Source organism: Natranaerofaba carboxydovora, assembly GCF_022539405.1.
In the GTDB taxonomy this organism is placed as follows: domain Bacteria; phylum Bacillota; class Natranaerobiia; order Natranaerobiales; family Natranaerofabaceae; genus Natranaerofaba; species Natranaerofaba carboxydovora.
Genome location: NZ_CP054394.1, coordinates 2,372,529 through 2,395,308, shown reverse-complemented (window position 1 = coordinate 2,395,308; position 22,780 = coordinate 2,372,529). Strand labels below are relative to the sequence as shown.

At 36.0% G+C, this 22,780-nt stretch carries 26 protein-coding genes and 1 pseudogene; 15 read left to right on the top strand and 12 right to left on the bottom strand.

The features are described 5' to 3' along the window. The first annotated feature begins 39 nt into the window (after positions 1-39). The 4 genes and pseudogenes from ACONDI_RS11400 to ACONDI_RS11385 all read left to right on the top strand — a co-directional run bounded on the left by ACONDI_RS11400 (position 40) and on the right by ACONDI_RS11385 (position 2,445). On the top strand, positions 40-237 hold the full coding sequence (locus ACONDI_RS11400) for a DUF2281 domain-containing protein (protein WP_241078673.1): 198 nt from the start codon (positions 40-42) through the stop codon (positions 235-237). Continuing rightward, positions 222-353: pseudogene (locus ACONDI_RS15860) on the top strand (type II toxin-antitoxin system PemK/MazF family toxin); the annotation flags it as partial. The gene ACONDI_RS11400 and the pseudogene ACONDI_RS15860, both read left to right, overlap by 16 nt. Positions 354-520: 167 nt before the next feature. Continuing rightward, complete coding sequence (locus tag ACONDI_RS11390; protein WP_241078671.1) at positions 521-1,570, top strand: RNA-guided endonuclease InsQ/TnpB family protein; 1,050 nt, start codon at positions 521-523, stop codon at positions 1,568-1,570. A gap of 137 nt (positions 1,571-1,707) precedes the next feature. Then, a complete protein-coding gene (locus ACONDI_RS11385; RefSeq protein WP_241078670.1) occupies positions 1,708-2,445 on the top strand; it encodes a stalk domain-containing protein in 738 nt (245 codons plus the stop codon). A gap of 87 nt (positions 2,446-2,532) precedes the next feature. Here ACONDI_RS11385 and ACONDI_RS11380 read toward each other — a convergent pair whose 3' ends face one another. Further along, a complete protein-coding gene (locus ACONDI_RS11380; protein WP_241078669.1) occupies positions 2,533-4,548 on the bottom strand; it encodes an N-acetylmuramoyl-L-alanine amidase in 2,016 nt (671 codons plus the stop codon). Positions 4,549-4,985: 437 nt separating this feature from the next. Here ACONDI_RS11380 and ACONDI_RS11375 point away from each other — a divergent pair, with 437 nt between their 5' ends. From ACONDI_RS11375 to ACONDI_RS11360, 4 genes are all read left to right on the top strand, one after another. Next, positions 4,986-5,597: a nitroreductase family protein gene (locus ACONDI_RS11375; protein ID WP_241078668.1), complete on the top strand. Its 612-nt coding sequence runs from the start codon at positions 4,986-4,988 to the stop codon at positions 5,595-5,597. Between the two features lie 135 nt (positions 5,598-5,732). Continuing rightward, positions 5,733-8,252 carry a PocR ligand-binding domain-containing protein gene (locus tag ACONDI_RS11370; RefSeq protein ID WP_241078667.1) on the top strand — a complete coding sequence of 840 codons (2,520 nt, stop codon included), beginning with the start codon at positions 5,733-5,735 and terminating at the stop codon, positions 8,250-8,252. A gap of 81 nt (positions 8,253-8,333) precedes the next feature. Next, entirely contained in the window at positions 8,334-8,477 is a 144-nt protein-coding gene (locus ACONDI_RS11365) for a hypothetical protein (protein WP_241078666.1), read from the top strand. Between the two features lie 79 nt (positions 8,478-8,556). Continuing rightward, the gene (locus tag ACONDI_RS11360; RefSeq protein WP_241078665.1) at positions 8,557-9,033 is read left to right on the top strand and encodes a DUF6773 family protein; all 477 of its coding nucleotides are present in this window, start codon (positions 8,557-8,559) and stop codon (positions 9,031-9,033) included. Positions 9,034-9,053: 20 nt separating this feature from the next. On the opposite strand, the gene ACONDI_RS11355 is transcribed toward ACONDI_RS11360, so the two are convergent. Further along, positions 9,054-9,374 carry a putative quinol monooxygenase gene (locus ACONDI_RS11355; RefSeq protein WP_241078664.1) on the bottom strand — a complete coding sequence of 107 codons (321 nt, stop codon included), beginning with the start codon at positions 9,372-9,374 and terminating at the stop codon, positions 9,054-9,056. A gap of 310 nt (positions 9,375-9,684) precedes the next feature. Here ACONDI_RS11355 and ACONDI_RS11350 point away from each other — a divergent pair, with 310 nt between their 5' ends. Beyond that, the gene (locus ACONDI_RS11350; protein ID WP_241078663.1) at positions 9,685-9,885 is read left to right on the top strand and encodes a hypothetical protein; all 201 of its coding nucleotides are present in this window, start codon (positions 9,685-9,687) and stop codon (positions 9,883-9,885) included. Here the strand turns inward: ACONDI_RS11350 and ACONDI_RS11345 are convergent. The 5 genes from ACONDI_RS11345 to ACONDI_RS11325 form a co-directional block, all read right to left on the bottom strand. Then, the gene (locus tag ACONDI_RS11345; protein ID WP_241078662.1) at positions 9,869-10,321 is read right to left on the bottom strand and encodes a nucleoside recognition domain-containing protein; all 453 of its coding nucleotides are present in this window, start codon (positions 10,319-10,321) and stop codon (positions 9,869-9,871) included. The two genes, ACONDI_RS11350 and ACONDI_RS11345, sit on opposite strands and share 17 nt — an antisense overlap. A 22-nt stretch (positions 10,322-10,343) precedes the next feature. After that, positions 10,344-10,757: a nucleoside recognition domain-containing protein gene (locus ACONDI_RS11340; protein ID WP_241078661.1), complete on the bottom strand. Its 414-nt coding sequence runs from the start codon at positions 10,755-10,757 to the stop codon at positions 10,344-10,346. Between the two features lie 188 nt (positions 10,758-10,945). Next, positions 10,946-11,107 carry a YvrJ family protein gene (locus tag ACONDI_RS11335; RefSeq protein ID WP_241078660.1) on the bottom strand — a complete coding sequence of 54 codons (162 nt, stop codon included), beginning with the start codon at positions 11,105-11,107 and terminating at the stop codon, positions 10,946-10,948. Positions 11,108-11,191: 84 nt separating this feature from the next. After that, the gene (locus ACONDI_RS11330; protein WP_241078659.1) at positions 11,192-11,413 is read right to left on the bottom strand and encodes a DUF2922 domain-containing protein; all 222 of its coding nucleotides are present in this window, start codon (positions 11,411-11,413) and stop codon (positions 11,192-11,194) included. 40 nt (positions 11,414-11,453) lie between these two features. Continuing rightward, positions 11,454-11,681: a DUF1659 domain-containing protein gene (locus ACONDI_RS11325; protein WP_241078658.1), complete on the bottom strand. Its 228-nt coding sequence runs from the start codon at positions 11,679-11,681 to the stop codon at positions 11,454-11,456. 425 nt (positions 11,682-12,106) lie between these two features. Here ACONDI_RS11325 and ACONDI_RS11320 point away from each other — a divergent pair, with 425 nt between their 5' ends. Next, complete coding sequence (locus tag ACONDI_RS11320) at positions 12,107-12,550, top strand: MarR family winged helix-turn-helix transcriptional regulator (protein WP_241078657.1); 444 nt, start codon at positions 12,107-12,109, stop codon at positions 12,548-12,550. Here the strand turns inward: ACONDI_RS11320 and ACONDI_RS11315 are convergent. The 4 genes from ACONDI_RS11315 to ACONDI_RS11300 form a co-directional block, all read right to left on the bottom strand. After that, positions 12,524-13,015 carry a permease gene (locus tag ACONDI_RS11315; RefSeq protein WP_241078656.1) on the bottom strand — a complete coding sequence of 164 codons (492 nt, stop codon included), beginning with the start codon at positions 13,013-13,015 and terminating at the stop codon, positions 12,524-12,526. The genes ACONDI_RS11320 and ACONDI_RS11315 overlap by 27 nt on opposite strands. A 37-nt stretch (positions 13,016-13,052) precedes the next feature. After that, positions 13,053-13,625, bottom strand: coding sequence for a permease (locus ACONDI_RS11310; RefSeq protein ID WP_241078655.1), 573 nt, complete (start codon positions 13,623-13,625; stop codon positions 13,053-13,055). An 87-nt stretch (positions 13,626-13,712) separates the two neighbouring features. Further along, positions 13,713-14,534 (bottom strand): nuclease-related domain-containing protein, encoded by an 822-nt coding sequence (locus ACONDI_RS11305; protein ID WP_241078654.1) that lies wholly within the window; start codon positions 14,532-14,534, stop codon positions 13,713-13,715. Between the two features lie 217 nt (positions 14,535-14,751). Then, complete coding sequence (locus ACONDI_RS11300; protein ID WP_241078653.1) at positions 14,752-15,219, bottom strand: hypothetical protein; 468 nt, start codon at positions 15,217-15,219, stop codon at positions 14,752-14,754. 229 nt (positions 15,220-15,448) lie between these two features. On the opposite strand from ACONDI_RS11300, the gene ACONDI_RS11295 reads away from it, so the two are divergent. The 5 genes from ACONDI_RS11295 (at position 15,449) to ACONDI_RS11275 (ending at position 22,288) form a co-directional block, all read left to right on the top strand. After that, entirely contained in the window at positions 15,449-16,327 is an 879-nt protein-coding gene (locus tag ACONDI_RS11295) for a DUF1385 domain-containing protein (RefSeq protein WP_241078652.1), read from the top strand. Positions 16,328-16,381: 54 nt separating this feature from the next. Further along, on the top strand, positions 16,382-17,839 hold the full coding sequence (locus tag ACONDI_RS11290) for an aspartate ammonia-lyase (RefSeq protein ID WP_241078651.1): 1,458 nt from the start codon (positions 16,382-16,384) through the stop codon (positions 17,837-17,839). A gap of 80 nt (positions 17,840-17,919) precedes the next feature. After that, on the top strand, positions 17,920-19,107 hold the full coding sequence (locus ACONDI_RS11285; RefSeq protein ID WP_241078650.1) for an FIST signal transduction protein: 1,188 nt from the start codon (positions 17,920-17,922) through the stop codon (positions 19,105-19,107). 6 nt (positions 19,108-19,113) lie between these two features. Continuing rightward, positions 19,114-20,541, top strand: coding sequence for a bifunctional diguanylate cyclase/phosphohydrolase (locus tag ACONDI_RS11280; RefSeq protein WP_241078649.1), 1,428 nt, complete (start codon positions 19,114-19,116; stop codon positions 20,539-20,541). A 184-nt stretch (positions 20,542-20,725) separates the two neighbouring features. Beyond that, entirely contained in the window at positions 20,726-22,288 is a 1,563-nt protein-coding gene (locus ACONDI_RS11275; RefSeq protein ID WP_241078648.1) for a histidine kinase N-terminal 7TM domain-containing diguanylate cyclase, read from the top strand. Between the two features lie 41 nt (positions 22,289-22,329). On the opposite strand, the gene ACONDI_RS11270 is transcribed toward ACONDI_RS11275, so the two are convergent. Beyond that, the gene (locus ACONDI_RS11270) at positions 22,330-22,494 is read right to left on the bottom strand and encodes an aspartyl-phosphate phosphatase Spo0E family protein (protein ID WP_241078647.1); all 165 of its coding nucleotides are present in this window, start codon (positions 22,492-22,494) and stop codon (positions 22,330-22,332) included. Positions 22,495-22,780: the final 286 nt, after the last annotated feature.

Genomic DNA, 22,780 nt, shown 5'->3' with positions numbered 1-22,780 from the left:
ATACAAAGAATAAAGTTATCAAAAGAGGAGTGATTAGTAATGGTAGACAAAGATCAAATTATTAAAGAGATTGAAGAGTTACCAGAGGATTTAACAAAAAAAGTGCTTAACTATATTAAATATTTAAAAAAAGTTGATAAGAGCAAAGAAAGTTTAGATTTAGTATTAGTTAGTGAATCATCTCTCAAAAAAGATTGGCTAAAACATGAGGAGGAAGATGTGTGGAGCGACTTATAAGAGGTGATGTTGTAGTTATTCCTTTTCCTTTTTCTGATTTAAAAAACTCTAAACGTCGTCCTGCACTTGTTTTAACAGAACTTCAAGGAGAAGATATCATACTATGTCAAATTACAGTATTAGGGCGAAAAGCCCACGGTTTTCAATCGTGGGATGAAAGCCCATTTTTTTATAAATTATCGTGCAGTGCAAAGAAAAAACATATACAATAGAATTATGAAACAAGAATATAGAACAACTAAAACTACCGTATCATTAATCAACTAAACAAGAGGGTGAACTTATGGAAAAAACAGCGAAGATCAAACTACTACCAACAAAAGAACAAGAAGAACACCTAATTGATATATCAAAAGAATACATAAAAACCGTCAACACCCTGGTATCTAAAATGGTACAAGCTAAAAAATCATTAAAACTATCATCAAAAGATGTACAAGTTTCAATGCCAAGTGCTGTCAAAAATCAAGCAATCCGTGATGCAAAAAGTGTTTATCGTAGATCCAAAAAATTAAAAAGAGTCCCTATTCTAAAAAAGCCTCTCTGTATATGGAACAATCAAAACTACAAAATCAAAGAAAATACCATAGAATTTCCAGTATTTATCAACACTAAATCAAAGCGTATAGCCATAAAAGCCGTATTAACCGAATATCAAAACGAGCTACTTAAAAACAAACTGGGTACAATGCGCATCACAAAGAAATCAAACAAATGGATCGCTCAAATTTGTGTAAAAGTACCAGACCCTAAACCTAAAGAAACAGATATAATAATGGGCGTAGACTTAGGCCTAAAATCTCCAGCAGTCGTAGTAACAAGTACCGGAAAAACAAAATTCACCGGTAACGGCAGACAAAACAAATATATCCGCAGAAAATTCAAAACAAAACGACGTGAACTAGGAAAAGCAAAAAAATTAAATGCCATCAAAAACCTCAACGACAAAGAACAACGCTGGATGAAAGACCAAGACCATAAAATCAGCCGTAAAGTGGTTGACTTTGCAATAGATAATAAAGTTTCCATCATTAGATTAGAAAAACTATCTAATATCAGAACCACGGCAAGAACAAGCCGTAAAAACGAAAAGAACCTTCATGCATGGTCCTTCTATCGTCTAGCATCATACATTGAGTACAAAGCGAAATTAGCAGGCATATTAGTAGAATATGTAAACCCTAAATACACCAGTCAAACATGTCCTGTATGTGAAGTACTAAATCAAGCTAAAGATAGAAAATATCAATGCACCTGCGGTTTTAGTTCGCACAGAGACCGGGTAGCAGGGATGAATATCATTCATGCACCTGTGATAGATGGAGCAGCTTAAGCTGCAGTCTATCAGCCCATACTGCTATATGCACTGGTATGGGAAGGGTACTGGCATACCCTTAGCTTGGGAGCTGTCCAAAGCAGAAATGGATTGAGGACGGTAAGCTACCCAAGAATCCCACGCATTTATGCGTGTTGGAGTGTCAACAGGTAGTAGTAAGAAGTGATACCTCACCCGCTGATAGCTATTATGAGTACTATGTTTATGAGAACATTGAATTAGCTCCACAACTAGATGGTATTAAAGAGGAAGGCGATACTCTAGAAGAAAAAGATAGCGGATCAAATGATGAAGATAAAAATAATTATGAAGGAAAAGGAGAACTACAAGCAGAAGGAGAAGAAAAAGATCAGAGGGATGCTGACATAGAAAAAGAATTAAAAAAGGAAGGGCTAATAGACGAAGACAATGGTGACGAAGATAAGGATGTTGAAGGTAAGGAAATTGAAAGTAAGGAAAAAGAAGAACTAGTTCACGATATATTTAAAGATGTAGATATTATGATGATTATTGATTCTTATGATGCGCTAATCCACGGTGAAGAAAAAAAGATAGAAGTAGCGCCTACAATTAGAGAAGAAGATAGCAGGACTTTTCTTCCATTTAGGATAATAGGTGAAATCCTTGATGTTGAGGTAGATTGGAATGATAGACTTAAAGCTGTGGAAGCGGAGTATGAAGGTATTGAAGTTTTATTTTTTGTCGATGAGGTAACTGCCTATGTAGATGGTAAGCCACAAGGACTTGACGCAAAACCATATATTGATCAAGATTATGATAGGATAATGGTACCTTTAAGATTTTTTGCAGAAGCCTTCGGGGCAGAAGTGGAGTGGTATGAGGATGACAGGATTATAACTTTAATGCTTTAAGTAAAAAAGAGCCATCTGTAAACCTGAATTGGTTACTAGATGGCTCAAATTTGTATGTGGTGTGGTGATATTAATTTTTAAACATTTTCACCGAGAAGTCATATCGTTATTTCTGTGATAATTAAGCAGTCCTTGTACTATTCCTTCAGCAGATTTTTTTCTAAAACCGTCGTCTTTTAGAAGTTCTTCTTCATCAGCGTTTGATAAGAAGGCTATCTCTACAAGAGCTGCTGGCATTGTTGCGTATCTTATTACCCGGAAGTTTCTATCTTTTACACCTCTGTTAATTGTGCCAAGATTATTTAATAGGCTGTCTTGTAGATTTTGTGCTAGTTCGAAGTCCATTGGGTTTCTGTTTGATGAATAAAAAGTTTCTGTTCCCTTGATGCTGCTACTTGGATGAGCGTTAGCATGAACGCTTACGAATACATCCCCGTCATTCTCTGTAGCAAAATCAACTCTGCTATCTAAGGATACTTCCTTATCTGTTTCTCTGGTCATTCTTACATCTGCTCCAAGTTCTTCTAGCATGTCTCTTACCATTAAAGACACATCTAGGACTACTTCTTTTTCGGCTAGACCTCCGCTGCCTCTTGCACCAGTATCACTTCCACCATGACCCGGATCAATGATGATTTTAGTGTCTATTAGAGGTCCATCTTCAAATGTCCTTATCACAAGGTGGGAGTTCTCCCATCTTATTGTATAGTGTTCTTTTTTGTTTAGGTCAAGGGTTATTCTTGAAGAGTTATCTTCGCTTCTTTCACCGGTTCTAATTTTGTTAACGGTATTAGAGTTTACTGCTATTTCTTCTTCAATATTATCTGCAAGGGAAATGTCTTTTAGATCAAATACAAATCTATCAGGGTTGTCCATTGAAAAGTCATTTATCGGTGTTCTTTTGATAGGGCCAAGCCTTATCTCGGTGTTGCGGCTGTTTTCACTGTATTCAATGAAGTTTACTTCATCCAAGTTGTTGTTATAGTTTGTCTCCTTTATATATTCTGCTGCGCTCCAACCTATACTGCCATCATCAAGTTTGAATTTAATCCATTCATCATATTCTGGATGATTGCCTGCTTTTGATTTTGCAAAGATTTCGTAGCTTTCACCTTCGTCTACCTGGGTGATACTAGGGTACTCAAGACCTGGTCCCTTTCTGACATTAAGGCTGTTTGCTCCAATGGTTAACTCTCCAATAGCGCCGCTGTAGTCATCAGGGGAGCCTGCTACATCGTCATCAGGCTCATCATCCGGCTCTGGATCAACGGGCCTAAAAGGTCTACTATCTTCTTCTTCATCTGTTTCATCTGGTTCACCTGATTCATCTTCTTCAGGTGATTTTGGTTCGATTATTTTGACGAAATCAGTACTTATCCAGCCTTCAACAACTTCATCGCCACCGCCGTCCTCGCCAGCATCAATGTCCCCAGTGATATTTATCATTATCCATTCCTTGTAGTCTACATCTTCTTCGATGGTGTGTCGCTCTAATATCTCGAATACATCACCTTCATGGACCTGGTCAAAGTTTTCGTTATCTGTGCCAGGACCGTCTCTTACATTCAAGGTTCCTGCGGTGACAAGGGCTTTTTCCTTGGAGATTTCTTCAGGATCTATATCGCTTTCGTCTGTGTCGTTTGACTCATCCTCATCTGGGTTATCTGTATCGGGCTCTTCTCCAGGATTATCTTCTGTGGTCTCTATGTAGACAGAGCGTTCTTCGCTGTTCCAGTCTACGTCTTCTCCAAGCCCTTCACTAACAAACCTTAGGGGCACCATAGTTCTATCATTATCAGTTATAGTTGGTGCAGTGTCCATTTCCATCTCAGTGCCGTTTAGGGTGTAATTATTGTCTCCTATGTGGAGAACTAATAGGTCATCGTCTCTTTCTATTTCTATTTTTTGCTTTTCCCCGTCCCAGCTGACATCTCCGCCAAGAGCTTCACTTACAAATCGTACTGGAACCTGGGTTCTGTCTTCTTCATCAATATATGGCTGTTGTTCTTCCTCTGGCAGTTGAATGATCTCATCATCCACATAGATGCTTATATTTTCACTGCCAAAAACTTTATTCCCACTTTCATTACCGAAAGAAAACATACTCCCTAGAGAAAAGAAAAGGACAAACAAAAACATCATAAAAGATATCAGATACCTAAAATGTATGTTGCCAATATACATACTTTTGCAATATATATTGTTACTAAATAAATTCTTACTAAAGTCGTAAGACTTTTTTGTTGTGCTGATCAGTAATCACTCCCCGTCGCTTACGCATATTGTCGTCAATTTCCCTTAAAAACTTACTAATTACATTATAATCTAAGATTCTTGCTTGTTCCACAAAAAAAAGAGAAGCTTGTCTAAAATTGTCATAATTCCCTTTACTATTTTGAAGTAATTTGTGCCGATAATGTTCCAAGGAAAATTACGTCATTTTTAAAAGGAAAAGATAGTATGACGTAGAAATAACGCAGGAGATAGATAGCATGTTCCATGATTACTAAGATTACTAAGAAAGAAGGAGTGAAGATTGTATGGAATTAAAACAAATAATAGAAGAAAGAAAAAGCATTCGAATCTTTAAGGAAGATCCCATAACGAAGGAGACCATAAAAGAACTACTAGAAGCAGCTCGCCTTGCACCTTCGGGGACAAACATTCAACCGTGGCGCTTTTTGGCTGTGACAAGCGAAGATATGAGAAAGAAACTTGCAGATTGTACTTTTAATGTTAATTTTATCGCAAAAGCACCGCTAACAATGGTATGCTGTGCAGATATTTCCTCGTTCAAGACACAAGGGAAAAGAGTTAAAGAGCTAAAAGAGGTAGGAGCCTTCTCAGGAACGGACCTTGGCAAGGGTTCTCTTAAAGATTATTCTAAGAAAACAAAAAGAGATGAAAAAGAAGCCCTTAGCTATCTTCATTTAAATGTTGCAATAGCGGTGGAACATATGATTTTGCGGGGTGTTGATCTTGGGCTAGGTAGCTGTTGGGTGATGCTATTTGATCAGGAAAAAGTAAAAGAACTACTTGACCTGCCAGATAATCTACAGGTAACTGCTTTAGTTCCTTTTGGCTATCCGGCACAGGAACCAAAGCAAAGGCCGCGCCTTGATATAGATGATATTTATCTGGGAGAAGTCTAGCTACACATATCACCTCACGCTGCTTGCGCTAGTTAATGGAACAATTAAGCAAAATGTGCTATAATACAGTTCACAAGACTATTATAAAACAAAACTCATTAGAGGGAATGTTTTTAAAAAAATGGGGTGGTATAGGTGGTTTTCCTAAAAAACCTTCAGCTTGAGGACATTATCGATAGCAAGCAGCTCCAATCTATGATGGATGATTTTTATAGTTTTACAGGGCTTCCTGGTTCGATTATCGACATGAATGGGAAAGTCCTGGTTGGCGTAGGCTGGCAGGAAATATGCACAAAATTTCATAGAATCCACCCCGAGACTAGAAAACACTGTATAGAAAGTGATATATACCTTAGCAGGGGAGTTCCAAAAGGAACATATAAGACATACAAGTGCAAAAATAACCTGTGGGATATTGTTACACCAATCGTGGTAAATGACATACAAATGGGAAATATTTTCATGGGACAATTTATGTTTGAAGATGACAATATAGATTATGAATTCTTTCGTTCTCAGGCGAGAAAATACGGTTTCGATGAGGAAGAATATATCGCTTCTCTTAAAAAGATTCCTCGCTTTAAAAAAGAAAACGTTGATAGAGTTATGAATTATTATATTAAGCTTGCTCATATGATTTCAGAGCTTGGCTACAGTAATCTTAGATATTCGCGGATCTTACAAGAACGTGAACAGCTTGTGAAAAGTTTACAAGAAAAAGAAGAAAGGCTAAGAGAAAGTGAAAAGGATCTTTATATAACACTACATTCAATTGGTGATGGTGTAATAACTACCGATACTTCTTGTCGTGTTACTCGCATGAATCCCCAGGCAGAAAAACTAACCGAATACAGCGCCCAAGAAGCCTATGGCAAAAAGGTATCTGAAATATTTCAATTAGTTGATAGCACCACAAACACTCCTATATCTAATCCAATATTTAACGTTCTAAAAACAGGACATAAAAGAGGACTTTCAAATGATACTACCCTCATAACTTGTAATGGAACAAAGCTGCAGATTGCAGATAGTGCTGCACCCATAACCGATCAGGGGGAAAATGTCAGAGGTGCTGTAATGGTTTTTTCAGATGTTACAGAGCAGTATTTGGCCAAAGAAGAACTAATAAGAAACGAAGCTCGCCTGCAGAGCCTGGTTAATTTGTTTCAATATGATGCCGGATCTGTCGAAGAGCTGCGCAGCTATGCTTTTCACGAAGCGATAAAACTAACTGGTAGTAAACTTGGACACTTTTATCAATATGATGAAGACAAAAAGGAATTTAGCTTATTTAGTTATTCAGAAGGGGTCAAAGATGAGTGCACTGTAGAAAAATACGGAGAGGTTAGAAAGCTTGACAATGCGGGGATCTGGGCTGAGGCTGTTCGCCAGAGAAAACCGATTATTATTAATGATTACGAGAAGTACACACCTTTAAAGAAAGGACAACCAAAGGGTCATGCAAAAATACACAGATACCTAGGTGTTCCTATTTTTAAAAGTAATAAGATTGTTGCCGTAATGGGAGTTGCTAATAAAAAAACTGATTATACTCAAACTGATGCCCTTCAGCTTTCACTGTTCATTGATAATATATGGAAAGCTCTAGAGCGAAAGTGGGCAGAAGAAAGAATTCGCTATTTGAGCTTTCATGACAAACTCACAGGGCTCTATAACCGATCTTACATGGAAGAGAAGATGCAGGAGCTTAATTATAATAACAATGATGAAATTCAGTCCATAAGTATAGTTATGGCTGATCTAAATGGGTTAAAACTCGTAAATGACACTTTCGGTCACCTTGTAGGAGATGAGATGCTTAAAAAAATAGCTAATATTTTAATCGAGTCATGCCATGAAGGTAATATTATTGCTCGCTGGGGAGGGGACGAATTTGTTATCCTTCTACCACAAACCCAGGAAGAAGAAGCAAGAGATATTTGTAAAAAGATAAATGATAACTGCAAAGAAGTTTATATTAAAGACATACCGATTTCTGTAACTTTGGGTGCTGCTACCAGGAATAACACAACTAAAAGCCTGTTAGAGGTATTAAAAGAAGCTGAAAATGATATGTACAAGCAAAAGCTAGCTGAGAGCCGAAGTACCAGGAGTGCTATACTAAATACTTTACTTAAAACCTTAGAGGAAAAAAGTTATGAAACTGAAGCACATGCACTTCGCATGCAAAAAGCAGCTTTGAAAATCGGTGAAAAATTAGGACTCTCTGATTCTGAATTGAGGCGATTAAAACTAGCCATAATCCTTCACGATATCGGGAAAATAAATATATCGGAGAGTATATTGACTAAAGAAGGCCCTTTGACGGAAGAAGAATGGGAAACAATGAAAGAACACCCGGAGATAGGCTATAGAATTGCATGCGCCACTCAAGAATTTTCTCATGTAGCTGAAGATATCCTGTCGCACCATGAACGCTTTGATGGAAAAGGTTACCCTCGAGGCCTAAAAGCCAAAGAGATACCACTGCTTGCAAGGATCACAGCAATTGTTGATGCTTATGAAGTAATGACCAATGGAAGACCTTACAAAAAACCTATGTTACATCAGGAAATAATTGCAGAATTCAAAAGGTGTGCTGGCACTCAATTTGATCCAGAACTAGTAGAAGTATTTCTCAATATACTAGACTAAAGTAGTGAACATGGAAGGTATTTCCTCGATTATTGTCGAAATAATACTTGTTACTAAGAATTTATGCCTGGGGGAGTTATTATGACTGGTAAGAGAAAGTTAGCTTTAGCCAGTATATTCATTCTAATTTTTATTGGTTCTCTTGGCTGCTTTTCTACTGTTTTTTTTGACATAACTGATAACCAAACAGAAGTTAAAGAGGATCATGTAGAGCATCGTAAATAATGAGAAAGAACAGGATGAGCCGTCAGTAAAAAGGCCTCTGATATGATGAGGATGATTACCTGGAAAGGAAGGGTTATAAGTGTTGAAAAAAAGGTATGTGATTCGGCAAGAAAAGCCTAGGTATTTTAAACCAAAGAATACGAAATCTACAAGTTATAGTGATAATGTTTTTGTCGAAAGTTTTTATTTGTTATTTTTTGGGCTATTAGCTTTATTAATCGTTAGGGTATTGATACTTAATCATCCGGTTGAGAGTACCTGGGACATTGTAGTTTTGTTTCTTGCTGCAAGTTTGTATATAACCCTGAGGTTTACTTTTCTTGGAAAACTTCATGAAAAAGAACATGAAAAAAAAGACGGGTATAATTTTAAGAAAGCCGCCCTAAAGGGTTTTATAAGTACTATTGGATTTATTTTGTTTATGGTTTTACTTGGAGTTTGGAGCATAAGTACAGTTAATGATGTTATGAAAACGGCTGTTGGCGGGACAGTATTTTTCGCCATCTCTGTACTTATGCCTTTTGTTTCATACAAGATAGCTAATAAGAAAAAATAAAAAATATTAAAGACTTGGCTTTACATTTCAAACAAGCCTTTTTTCGAATCCCCAAAAAGTTCATCTAATACATTAACTTCTGGCGGCCCGTCTAGAAGCTCTTCAAATTTTTCCTTTGCTGATATATAGTGGGAGGTTTTTCTGTGGTATTCGATAGCTTCTTCATTTTTGTATTTTTCAACTATAAAGATTGTGGTAGGGTCATCTTCTGAAACAAAAGGCTCATACATAAGACAATCATCTTCTTTGTCATTGACCTCCCGGGTGAGTTTTAGTACCTCATTTTTTAACTCTTCTTCTTTTCCTGCTTTTGCCTTAAGCTTTGCTACTATAGCTTTCACTATATCCACCTCCAAGATTATTTTAAATTTGTATTCCAGTTTTATTATGATAATACTCTGCCAGTCTTCCACGGATTCTTTTTAAAGTTTTTCCTAATTCTTTTCCTCCTGTGTATCACAAAAAGAAATAATATTTTTAATTTACTCTGTACTCATTATATCGATTCTTGCCAAGCACTTCAAACATTTGTCGAATATTTGTGAATTTAATAAACTTTTTCTGATTATACTAAAACTAGTTTGGCCTAACAAAAGACCAGTATTTTTAATTCTAATCTAAATCTTAGACACTAAGTGGGAGGCTATAATAATGAATAATAAAGGTGTAATAAGCTTGTTAGTTGGCGGGATAATTATCCTTACAGTAGTTGTGCTTTCTAATTATGTTTTTACCTCGTGTGAGCCAGAGTTAGATAGAAGAAATGATGCAGAACCAAGTTTAGATGCAGAATTAGAGTTAAAAGTAGAAACAAAAAATAGAGAAAATATAAATGTTAGAGATAGTGTTTGACTAATTTTAACTGCAGTAGAAATATATATGTAAATATTAAACCTGCAAAGAATCTGGAGAAAAATAATATAAAAGGATTGCCTCCAATACCTGAGAATAAAATGGTTTCTTCTATTAAAGAGTGGGCTATTCCTATGAAAATTCCGGTAATGGTAAGCTCTTTGGTTGTTAGATTACCTTCTTTTCCTACCTGCATAACAATTCCAGCCCCGTACTGCAGTCCAACTGTCCAGGCTATAACTATAGGAAAGGCAGCTTCTTTAGATAGGTTTAATTTATTTGTAAAAGGTTCAAATAACCTTGATATTTTGTTTAATAGGCCGCCTTCTTTTAAAAATTCAGTAACAACAAGCAAAGGTATTACTATTAATGTTATCTGAAGCATAGAAAAGAAGCTTGAGCTTACAGCATCCTGAAGCATTTCTAACCAGTTCATTCCAAAAGTCTCCTCCTATAACCTACAATACAAGGTTCAAAAACAAACCAAAGATAATACTTGCCACTACTCTATAGATAAGTACCCATCTTCCATGAGCCCCGGCTTTAGTAACTATAGCTGTTTCACTGGGTAAACTGTGGCTTATTGTTACCATAACACTAACTATTGTGATCTGTCTTGCAGTTAATTCTAAGTTAAGTATTGCCCCTATAGCCCCGTATACATTAGTTAAGTTACCTATCACAAGCACAAGGGCAGCTTCCCCGGGAAGGCCAAAGAGCCTCATCAAAGGAGAAGCATAATCAGCTAATATGTATAGTACCCCCGAATGTTCCAAAAATGTTACTAGAAAAATAACAGGTACAAGTACTTTTCCTAGTTCTTTTATAACTTCAAAGCTGTTATTTAGACCGCGTTTAAGGGTAGCTACCATTTCATAATCCTCCAGTCAATCTAGTCAAAAACATATTCCCTAGAACATTTAGAAGAGGCAATTTAAAAGAGACAATTTAAAAGAGACAATTTAAAAGAGACAATATAAATATATTTTAACAAATATACAGTTGTTACGTAAGTAAAAAAATAACCTGGGAAGAATTATGCCCAGGTTAAGAGCTTGGTTTATTTGATTTTTTTGATTTCAGGAGCGGTTATTAAAACCCTGCTTAGCTCGTTGATGCTTGCCGTTAGCGATTCGAGCTTACCTTCTATTCGGATTAGAAGGTAGATACTTACCGCTATGGGAAAGCCAAGGTTTGCAATTGCATAGGTTAATTCTTCCACTTTGCTTGCCTCCTTTCTAATTGAAAACAGCAGGGTCTTGGAGAGGTATTACTTCCAGGGCTCCCTGCTGTTTTGGTGGGTTTTTTAGAATTCTGCCAAAGTATTAACCTGGCGGGTTACTATTCTTGCAGCACTCTTACTTTTTAAGTCTCCTCCGGGGGATTTGAATGAGTTTTTCTCGAGGATATTATTCATGACTGCTTCCACTTCTTCTGAGGTCAAATCTTCCTTTGGATCGTATACTGAAAGGGTGAAGTTACCACCTTCTAAGTTCCTAAAGCTCATCTGAAGATATTCTCTTATCACTAGGGTTCACCTCCTTTGTAAGGCTTCTTTTAAGTTTTGTCTACTCTTCAGAGCCTATCAATTCTTTCCTGTCTACTCTGTACAAAGTGGATACCGGGTTTTTTTGAAGACCCATGATCTCTGTTCCAAGCTCGAATGCTTCTTCATCTGTTAGTTCTGCCTTTACTCTTCCGATGGTTCTTGTGCTTAACTTAGGCTGGCCTTCATCGTCTTCGCCTGTCATCAGCCTGAACTGAAGACTAGATATTTCTGTTCCTATCATCACCATGTTTTTTTCACCTCCTGTCTGTGTGGGATGATCTAATTATATATGAGGCTGTGATAAAGCAAAAACACGGTTTAAAATAAAAGTTAGAGGGGTTTTTTTCTGATTGATGAGGATATAAGAAAAGTAACCCAGGAGAGATAGAATTTTAAGCATGAGTGAGTTAGTTATTTTGGTGAAGTGACAGAATTAAAATTAAAAATCATATTTTTTGCTCCCCTAAGGGAAATTGCTGTAGGTAAATATATTATAAAATGATACAATTTAAAGTAGATATGAAAACTTGCTTGTGAAAGTTTAAACTTGTGTGATAAAATAAACAGTAGCAGTGTTTATTAGAATTAAAACAAAGCTTTGTTCATATGAATTTTTGTACTATAGTTAGTGGTATAGGGATAGCAATATAAAGGATGGATGGAGGGATTAATATGTCAAGGGAGTCTATAGGAAAGCATGTTAACGCATTGTCCAAATTTATAACATATTATATTAACCAAAGGGTGAAGAAATTTAACCTTAACATTACCCAGGTCGAAATATTAAAAGAGTTATATGACCTTAAGGAATATCATAATATTGAAGGGATATCTCAGAACGAATTAGGAGACAAACTTCATCTTGACAAAATAACAGTAACCAAACAGTTAAATGTACTAAGTAATGAAGGGTATGTTATCAGAAAGGTTAACGAAGCTGACAATAGGATAAAGGAAGTGTATGTTACTGATAAAGGTAACGAAATAAAAGAAGATATAAAAGAGATATTGAAAAATGTTACAGAAATATTGTCTGGGGATTTTTCAGAAGAGGAAAACAAGATAATAATAGATCTTCTTAAGAGAATGTCAGAGAATATTTATCAAAAAGTGTGATAATACCCCGGATAGAGGCGGTATAGCTATACAAGATGCAATTTTTAATGTTACAAATCTAGGTCCAAGAAAAGCTAACTCATAAGGGATATGTCCCACATTTAACATGCCCCACCCTGTTATCATGGCTATAGCTGTGCCAGTGCCAATGCTGTCCCTAAAGATAGCATCAAAAAGGGGAAAGAAAGTAAATGGTCCTCCCTGAACTAAGCCGCCAACTGCTGGACCAATGAAAAATCCTTTCCAACCTGCTTCTTCGCCAAGCCAGGTGCTAATTGTTTCTGCAGGGATTAAGGTTTCTATAAATCCTGCTATCGTAAAAGCAAGCAGTAGCAAGGGAAGGACGTTTTTGAACATATTTTTGCCTTCGATAAAGCCTTTGATGTGGGAGTTATCTCCGCGTCTGTATGCTATAATTAAAAGGGTTACTCCCATGAGAGTTAATATAATAAATGCATCTAGCAAATCCTGTCACCTCTTTTTTCTAAGTTTATGCTTTGTTCTATTTATAATCTGCTTTACTGGCTTCTTTATTTGTATTCTTTAGTTGAGTATTTTCTACGTCTGATTTTATTTTTTCGGTCATTCCAGAGAAAAAGGTATTTATAATCATGCCAACAAGAATAGGAAAGATAAAAGTTACGGCAAGTCTTAAGATTGTTAATTCAGTTCCTACAAAAGCTATCTCCATCGGGATACGACCTACACTCCAGATGGTCTTGGCTGCTACAAAGCTTATTAAGGTACCTATTTCTGCTCCGGAAAGTAATAGCGTAGCCATCATAGGATAAAAAAAGAACGGTCCTCCTGGTACCAAAGCTCCTGCAAGTGCTCCGAAAAATGGGCCCTTCCATCCGGCTTCTTTCCCAAGCCAGCGAGAAACTTTCTCTTCATTTATTAGTACTGCTATCAGTCCAGCGACCGCAAAAGCTACTACTAAAAGGGGTATTATCCGAATGAGCATACCTGCTCCAACTAAAATTCCATCAAGAAACAGTTCAAATCCTCCCCTAAATAAAGCTGTTGTGGAGAGGATAATAGCAGCTATTGCCATTCCTTTGATTGTTGTATTCATTTGACATCCTCCATAGGTTATTATCAACAAATTATTATATCAAGTAATTTTAAAAGTTGCAATAAACAACTGATTACCTCCGAAGAACTAATTATTAGGTTTTTGTGTTAGTATTATATTTGATAACTTTCTGGCGGCTTCATTATTATTGTATAGTAGTTTGTCCTGAGGTAGGGAATTGATATAGGGGATTATTTCATCTTTTAATAGAAGAGGAGTCTTCATAGTAAATCTGTTTTCGATACCGTTAAAAACACATTTATCGTCTGCAAAGACAACTGCTGTATTAATATTAACATTAGAAATACTAATGTTAATATTTGAGTGGTTATTTAAATTTCCTTTAAATATCCTACTTGCCCTTTCCACCTGATCTTGAGGACTTTTCATGGGTGTTATAAGGGCGTTTTTGCCGGAAAAAGGAGCCTTTAGCCAGCCTTCTCCCTCGCTGTCGTAATAGAATATACCGCTTGTATTTTTTACCTCGATTAGAATTATTCCTTTTGGGCCTATAACCAGATGATCTATTTCTGCTTTTTCTTTTTCGCCGCCTATTTTTTTGCCGCTTAGTATATAATATTCATCGGATAGATTTTGTTTTAGTATACTTGTTACCACTTCTTCTCCGGCGTGGCCTTTTGTAAGGGCTGTAATTTCTTCATCTAGCTTTTCTATTTCCTCTTTTTTGGATTTTATCTTTTCTTTTAGTTCTTTTTTCTCTTCGGTTGTGTTTTCGTAATTATTATCTTTGCCAAAGAGTTTTTCAAAAATATCCTTAACACCTTCTTTTCTAAGGGTCCAAAGCTTTGATTTAGTCTCTTTTATGTCGCCTTTTAGCTGATCTCTAGCCTGTTCTTTTCGTTTGATTTTACCTTCTAGAGATTTTTCGCCTTTTAGAACGATGGCCATTTTGCCCTGCCTCCATCTGAATAAATTAATTGAAAATTGATTATTGATTGCAGTAGAATCATTTTGTATTATCTAATTTATTTCAACAAACAACGCAGCAAACCTTTTAATATTTAAAGGTTTAATAAATAAACTACCCCCTGTGTAAAGCACTTATGCTATGCTTAACAGGGGGTAGAATATATATTATATATGGGGGTATGGGGTGTGCTAGTTGTTAGGTGTTGTCGCCTGTCTTGTTGCCTGTCATTGTCTTCGTGCACTCATCCAACATATCAAGCCAGCAGTCATACAACTTGGTCATGGCCTGCTCTGGGGTTAGGTTATTTTCCTCCTCCTCTTCTTTAATCTTATCTAGGCATTGGTCCAAAAAGACTTTTTGAATTTTCATCCAATGTTTCCATACATTTTTTTGCCATTTGGCAAAAGTCTTTGCCCCAAATTTCATAGCTATGTCATCAGGCTCTAAGTTGCTTATGTTATTTAACCAGAAAGAGAATAATTCCTTTTGCATTTTTTGACAAGACTTCCATCCTTCCTTACATTCTTTGCCACACCATTCAAGGGTTTTGGTGTTATTATATTGTTTCATAAACTCAATCCATTGATCAAAGTATTGGTCAATCAATCTATTGTTATTGTTGTCATGATTATTTTTATACTTTTTTACCTTAACACTATTCAAGGATTTCCCTCCTCTCCTTAAAACCTTAGCATTATATAACAACTAATCTATTATGGTGGTTCTATTATATAACAGATACTCAAGATTTTCAATAATATTTTTAAAAATAATTTAGAGAAATTTTCGAAAACTTATTTAGTTTATCAAGTAATCTTTGCTGGTTATGTTATAATAAATTTATATCAGCTAGATCAAAAGGATACAGAATATATTAACGAGGTGTTTATGAATGAATGTAGAGGATATGAATCTACAAAATATAAGTATAAAGGATAAAATCCTTGGAGGCAGGGCAAAATTTAACGGGATATATTTTTTCGCAAGCGATTGTATAGTAATATACAATGATTTTAGTGATGGATTTAAGCTTACCAAGAAAAGAAGTAACTTGAAGCAAAATAAAGGAATATTGACAAAGATTCCTATAGTAAGGTCTTTTATGAAGCTTAAGATGCTTGTTAAGCTTTTGTCTATGACCCTTGGCAAAATCCCTAAATTGTTTCTTTTGTTGGTACTGATATTATCTGTTTTTTCCGATATACTTTTTTTGATATTTCCTGGATATTTTATTGCGGCTTCATCTTCACCTTCTTTTGTATCTTCCTGGTACTTTATGTACCTGGTTTTGATAGTCCTTGTAGGGCTTTTGGTTACTGGTAAGTTAAAATTATATACGGGGAAGCTGATAGATTTATTTAGGTATCACGGTGCAGAGCATAAGGCTATTAATGCTGCTTTAATGGATGAACCTTTAACTGTAAATAATATTAAAAAGCAAAGCAGGGTAAGTTCTAGATGTGGAACAACTTTGGTGGTGTTTTATCTGCCGTTGGTGTTTTTGCTTAACTATCTTACGGGAACGGTAATGTTTATAAATGTGCTTATCTCTCTTATTTTGGCGATGGAACTTTTTAACCTGGTTAAAATTAGATTTTTTGAAGTGGTGTTTAAGCCTTTATTATGGGTTAGTGCTTTATTTCAGTATCTTATTATGACAAAAGAACCTACTGACAAACAGCTAGAAGCAGCAGCTAGGGCGGTAAGGCTAATAGGCGAGGGGCCAGGTGCGCCTCTTGAAGAGAGAATATTTTATACAAACATTAGATAATAGACTTTATATAATATATTTTGTTTAACTTTATGAAAGGGTGTTAAATTTTTTATGGAAGATGAAAGAAAGATAGAGCTTAGAGTTGAAGAAGATGTCTTTGGCCTAAAGAAGATTCCTGCTGATGCTTATTACGGTATCCAGTCAGAAAGGGCAAGGGAGAACTTTCCTATAACGGGTCATAATATTCACCCAGAACTCATAAAGTCCCTTGGAATGGTGAAATGGGCTTCTGCTAAAGCCAACATGGAGCTAGGTAAGTTATCTAAAGATATTGGCCAGGCCATAAAGCAAGCAAGCCAGGAGATGATATCCGGTAAGTTTGATGACCAGTTCATAATTGACGTGATTCACGGTGGTGCAGGTACACCGATTAATATGAACGCTAATGAAATAATTGCTAATAGGGCCGTAGAGCTTTTGGGAGGCAAAAAAGGCGACTACACTTTTGTTTCGCCAAACACCCATGTGAATATGTCCCAGTCGACTAATGATGTGATTCCAACAGCGTTCAAAATAGCAATAACTAATCTAAGCAAAAAGCTAATAGCAAACCTTGATGACCTCCATGACGCTCTTTTTGAGAAGGAAAAAGAATTTGACGATGTCTTGAAGACAGGAAGAACCCATCTTCAGGATGCCGTGCCTATAAGGCTTGGTCAGGAGTTTGGGGCATATACCAGGTTTGTCTTTAGGGATATCAAAAGGATTAACAAAGCTCTAAAGGAGCTTAAATATATTAATCTTGGTGCTACCGCAGTTGGTACAGGGCTTAATGCAGATCAGGTTTATATTGAACAGGCTAAGGATCAGCTAAATTACATCAGTGGCCTTGAGCTAGAGATAAGTGAGCATTTGGTAGATTCTACCCAGAACATGGACGATTATCTAAACCTTTCCGGAACCCTTAAGACCTGTGCTGTCAATCTATCGAAAATGTGTAATGACTTAAGGCTCATGGCATCAGGGCCTAGATGTGGTTTTGGTGAGATAAGCCTTCCTGTTGTTCAAGCTGGTTCATCTATCATGCCAGGTAAGGTAAACCCTGTAATTACTGAAGTTATTAATCAAATATCTTTTCAGGTGATAGGCAATGACAAGACCATAACAATGGCAGCTGAAGCAGGACAGCTTGATTTGAATGTGATGACATCGGTGCTATTTCATAATCTCTTTGAATCTTTAGAGAGCCTAACGAATGGTGCCTATGTGCTTACAGAAAAATGTATCAAAGGTATTATGGCAAATAAAGAGCACTGCAAAGAGCAGGCGGAAAAAAATATCGGCATTATAACTGCCCTTAATCCTCATATAGGTTATGAAAAAGCTTCTGAAATAGCACTTAAGGCTTTAAAGACAGGCCGCGGGGTAAGAGATGTTGTAGTAGAGGAAGGGGCCTTATCAGAAGAAAAAGTAAACAGGATTCTTCACCCAAAGGAGATGACAGAGCCTGGTATAGCGGGGGACATAGACGATGACGGGACTGCCGGCCTATATTTTGACAAAAAATAATAAGATTTTGGTCTTATCGACATTAATTGACAATTTTTATATTATGATAAAGTGGAAAAACTAACCTGGAGGATTATAAAATGAGTTTTGTAACTGCCATAGGTTTAAGTGATAAAAATGACAGCAAAGAAGCAGCCGCTGATGCTTTAAAACAAATAAAAGATCAGATTGGTGAGATAGAACTTGATCTTGTTTTAATTTTTTTTACCGATACCTATGATCATCAAGCTGTATATGAAGTCTGTAAAGATAAACTATCGAGATTTGTTGGAGCCTGTGTTCCTGGGGTTATCTCTGGTAGCGAGGTATACGAAAAATGCGTAAGTGCCTTTGGACTTAGAGGTGATAACTTAGATGTTAGGACAAGCTTTCTAAAAGGTAGGCAGGAAGATGCCTATAGAAGCGGAGAAATAATTGGTGAATATTATTCAGAATATCTTAGAGATGATATGGATAATGGATCAAAAGATAATGGACCTGAAAAAGATGATAATGGTTTTGTAATTGAAGATGAAGCTGGAACTCTGTTTATTTTCCCCGATGGGTTTAGCTATGATATTTCTTCGATGTTAAGGGGGATCTATAACAAATTAGGTTCTAGGGTTAGATATGCCGGTGGAGGTTCTGGAGATAACCTGAAATTTCATAAGCCCTGTCAGTTTACTGAAAACGGTATATCAGACAAAGCTGTTGCAACAGCTTTTGTGAAAGGGTTTTTACCGGAGCAAACAGTAGGGCATGGATGGAGCCCTAGAAGTGAAGCTTTTGTGATAACAAAAGCAAAAGGAAAAGTGGTATACGAAATAGATGGGATCCCCGCCTTTGAAAGGTATTCAGAGCTATTAGGGGGTATTACGAAAAAGAATTTTTCTTATTACGGAATGAAGCATCCTGTCGGTATTCCTTGCATTGGGGATAGATTTTTGATTAGAGATCCTATTGAGGTAGGAGAGGATGATAGCTTGGTGTTTGTCTCTGAGCTTCCTCAGGATACAGCAGGGGTTATCATGGAAGCCGGTGTGGATGAGCTTGTTGAAAATGCATTTGCGACAGCTAATAATGCCTGTGCCAAAGAAAACAAATTTGTTTTGGTATTTGATTGTGTATCAAGGTATCTACTTATGAAAAAGGATTTTGAGAAGGAGTTAAGTTGTATTGGCAAACATTTTGACAAAAAAACTTTTGGGATATTAACTTTTGGGGAGATATCAAGTTCTTTTGGTTTGCCCTTATTTTTTAATAAATCTATAGTTTTTTTAACGGGGTGATTATGAATGAGCTTAGATCCTGTGGAAGTTTTAGCATTATATGATATTTCTTCTTTAAGTTTTTCCGTTGATGATAAGGAGTTAAAACAGGAGATTATAGAAAAAGGCTCAAGGGTCCTTGGTGCCAAAAAGATCGCAATATTTATTACAGATGATGAAGGAGAATTAAGCCCTTATTGTATTTGGGGATTTGGCTCTAGAAAAGAAGATGAATTAACCTTCATTCAGTTAAAAGAAATGTTTTTGGAGAAGGGGAATAATACTTTTGAATATAATTTTGATACGGGTACGATCTTCTTTGAGCACTGCCATGAAATGAACTCTAATAGGGAAAAACTTTTTAATATTTTTTCGAAGAGATTAGAAGATATTCTTAAAAGAAAACAGTACTGGTCATATTTAATCTACAACAGCAACCACGATGCTTTGACAGGCCTTTATAACCGGGCGTATTTTGAGAAGTGTTTGGAACATCTTAAAGAATCTGAAAAGGATTATCCGGTTACTATTATATCCGTTGATCTTGATGGTCTTAAGGTGATTAATGATTCTATGGGGCATGATGTGGGAGATCAGCTTATTAAGTCAGCAGCAGATATTTTGGAAGAAAAAGCTGGTGATATGAATATCTTGGCAAGGGTTGGAGGGGACGAGTTTAGTATAATTATGCCAAGAACTCCTGAAGAATTGGGAGAGAATATCGTTAATGATATTTGTAAAAAAGTTGATGAACACAATACAGATAACCCGAAATTCCCTTTGAATATTTCCATCGGTGTCTCAACGGCCCATAATAGTGATAAACTTATGGATGCGACAAAAGAAGCAGCTGATAGTATGTATAGAAGCAAACTTCATAAAGAGGCTGGTACAAGATCGCAAATCCTTAATACTTTAATGGCGGCCCTTAGAGAAAGAGATCATATAACAGAAGGACATGCCAACAGGCTCGGTGATTTGTGTGAAAAAGTTGGCAAGGAAATAGGACTTTCACATCGACAGTTAAATGATCTATCCCTTCTCGCCCAGGTTCATGATCTAGGAAAAGTTGGTATACCAGATCATATTCTTTTTAAAGAGGGGCCTTTGGACGATGAAGAATGGAAAATTATTAAAACACATTCAGAAAAAGGTTATCGTATCGCTCTATCTTCATTAGATATGGCCGGGGTAGCAGGTCTTATTCTAAAGCATCATGAGAGATGGGATGGCAAAGGATATCCTCTTGGCCTAAAAGGTGAAGAAATACCAATAGAATGTAGGATAATTGCTGTTGCTGATGCTTATGATGCTATGATAAGCGACAGGCCCTACAGAGATGCTATGGAAAAAGAAAAAGCCATCTCTGAAATAAAAGCTTCCTCGGGAACCCAGTTTGACCCTCTTGTTGTCAATGCATTTGTATTTGTTTTAAAAAAAGAGATTGCATTGTAACATTATAATATATTATTATGGTAGTAGTTAAAAAATATTTTAATTTTTAGACAATTTATTCTGGTGTAACGAGTCATTAGCTAATTGAACTCAGGATGAATTTCTTAATTCTAAAATTAGGTTAATGAATAATATTATATTAATGGGGTATGGGGTAGTAAAATAACCTGGGGGAGATTTGGGGATGAACGTCTTTTTGATGGCTATTGTACTTAGCTTTGCGTTTTATTTATTTTTTGGTGCGTATGTGCTTCATCTTAACCCTAAAGCGAGAGTAAACCAGCTTTTTTTCGCTCTTAGCCTGAGCCTTAGTGTGAGGGCATTTTCTGGCGCTTTTTTTGTCTATGCCCCTGATGTGGAGTCTGCTTTATTGTGGCAGGAGATTTCTGTTGTGAGCTGGTGTGCTACTTTTGCTTTCTTCCTTCATTTTTCCTTAGAGCTTACAAAAAATAAATGGGTTTTAAGTAAATGGTGGATCTATCCTCTTATATACCTTCCGACTGTAATTCTTACATATAGCTACTTCTTTGTTTATGAATGGGGAAGTGAAAATTTGATTAAAACTGCCTATGGATGGAATATTATACATTCCTATGAACATACCTGGTTTTTATTATATGATAGTTATTATATATTATTTACGATGATCTCTTTGTTTGTGATCTGGCGTTGGGGATGTGATTCCGTTGTTGTAAGGGAAAGAAAACAGGCAAAGATTATTATTTTTACGGTTTTTTTAGCTTTGCTTGTACTGACGGGAAATCGCCTATTTAATGGGGAAACCTTTGGGTATAATTTGACTATTATAGGTCTTTTGCTTCCTGTGGGTAGTATATGGTACTCCATAACAAAGCTAAGGCTAATGTCCCTTACCCCCGAAAATTTTACCAGAGAAATCTTAGAGACAATTGGTGAAGGTGTTATCTTAATTGATACAGACAAACAAATTCAAATGGTAAACCGAGAAGCAAAAAATATCTTGGGGTCTAAACAAAGAACGTTGATTGGTGAGAGTATAGATTATATATTTGAGGGCAGTGCTGTAGAGAACAATTCTCCTCTGCCGTATAACCTTGGGTACGGTATAAATAACAAGCTTGTTAGAAATGAAAAAAGATATTTACAGACAAGTATAGGGAAAAAAGTGCCGGTGCTTTTTTCTGCTTATTTGATGAGAGATGAGTGGGGAGATGTTCTTGGGGCTGTATGTAACTTTAGAGATATAGCTGAGCAGGAATACTATCAAAAAAGACTTGAGTATCTGAGCACACATGACCCTCTGACCAGCCTTTATAATAGAGGGTTTTTTGATACTGAGCTTTTGAGATTAGAAAAAAGTAGAGAATACCCCATAACTATAATAGTTTTTGATCTAAATGACCTGAAATGGGTTAATGATAACCTTGGACATGACAAAGGGGACGAAGTTATACTTGCTGTTTCAACCCTCTTTAAAGATTGTTTTAGGGAGTCTGATATTGTAGCTAGGTTAGGAGGTGACGAATTCGGCGCTATCCTTCCCTATACCGATGCCAACAACGCCAAAAAGGTAGTAAATAGAATTTTAAACAAAGTAAAAGAATACAACAAAAAAGAACCGGAGATCCCTATGAGTATAGCTATAGGATTTGCAACTGCTAACGAAAAAGGAGTTTCACTAGAAAATATCTTCAAAAAAGCTGACGATAGGATGTATGAAGATAAATTTGACTATAAGGAAAAGAGAAAAGCTGAAAGTGAAAAATAGTAAATAAATAAGTGAATTGTAAAAAGAAAAATTTTAACGATTCACTTATTATTATGTATTCTATTATATATATTTAGCTTTTTATCTAGCTTTTGGCTTTTTTCAATAATTTCTGGGTCACCTATATCTTTTTTGTCATATAACCTCTCAAGCTCATCCCTTAACTCCTCAATTTCTTTTAATACTTCTTTGACGTTATGCTCCATTTTATTCCACCCTTTCTTAAGATTTTTTAACAATTTTTAAAATATACCCGATGACAATATTTAATACTACAGCCATACTAACTTCTTTTTCGGAATATAGGTCAAAATCACCTTTTTTCTAAACAAAGTTAGTACAATAGTTCTATTTTAAAGATAATTCAAATCAAAATTTAGCATATATACTTTTAAAATGCAAGTTTTATTGTACAGTTGGCAATTATAAATTATAGGAGTGGTTCAACTAATAATAAGGTTAACAATTAAGTCTTATAGTAATGTGACAAAA